The sequence below is a fragment of the Xenorhabdus sp. BG5 genome (assembly GCF_015163665.1).
GTDB lineage: Bacteria > Pseudomonadota > Gammaproteobacteria > Enterobacterales > Enterobacteriaceae > Xenorhabdus.
This window is the reverse complement of the sequence record NZ_JADEUG010000090.1, coordinates 1-840: the sequence shown is the minus strand read 5'-3', so window position 1 is coordinate 840 and position 840 is coordinate 1. Positions and strand designations below refer to the sequence as shown.

The following is an 840-nucleotide window of genomic DNA, read 5'->3' as shown; positions in this document are numbered from 1 at the left end:
TTTATTCATGCTCAGCACCAGACCAGCGAACCACAATTAGGGGATCGTATCCTGCAATTTGCGACTATCGCCTTTGATACCTCGGTATCCGATATTTTCCCTACCCTCGCCTCTGGTGCGACACTGGTTTTGCGACCGCCCCATATTCGGATACCGGATATGACTTTTGTCACCTTCCTGCGTGAACAGAAGATCACCATTATGGATATGCCGACCGCCTTCTGGCACCTGTGGGTACAGGAGATGATGGCCGGCCGCAGCGGTTTTAGCCCCTATCTGCATACCCTGATTGTGGGCGGCGAAAAAGCAGAATATCGCCATTTAATCAGCTGGCTGTCTCATCAGGAAACCCAAACTTGCCGCTGGATTAACTCTTATGGTCCTACCGAAACCACGGTCATTGCGACCACATTAAAAGTGGATGGAACGACTGATATCACCGATAACATCCCGATTGGCTATCCATTGCCGAATACCCGTATTTATATTCTGGATACTTTTGGGAAGCCGGTTCCTATTGGCGTCAGTGGCGAAATTCATATCGGTGGCGCAGGTGTGGCCCGTGGTTATCTTAATCGTCCCGATCTGACAGCAGAAAAATTTGTGGCGGATCCATTTAGTGCACAACCTGATGCCCGTATGTATAAGACCGGCGATCTGGGGCGCTGGCTGCCCGATGGTGCGATTGAATATTTAGGGCGCAATGATTTTCAGGTCAAGTTACGCGGGTTCCGCATTGAACTGGGAGAAATTGAAACCCAACTGCTGGCTTGCGCAGGCGTCAGCGATGCCGTGGTGATCGCCCGTGAAGACGAAAGCGGTGACAAGCGCTTAATTGCC

1 protein-coding gene is annotated in these 840 nt (G+C 51.1%); it reads left to right on the top strand.

Annotated elements, in window-relative coordinates; all coding sequences use genetic code 11:
* The coding region (locus IQ209_RS17945; protein ID WP_193852534.1) for an AMP-binding protein at window positions 1-840 on the top strand (840 nt) is incomplete at both ends.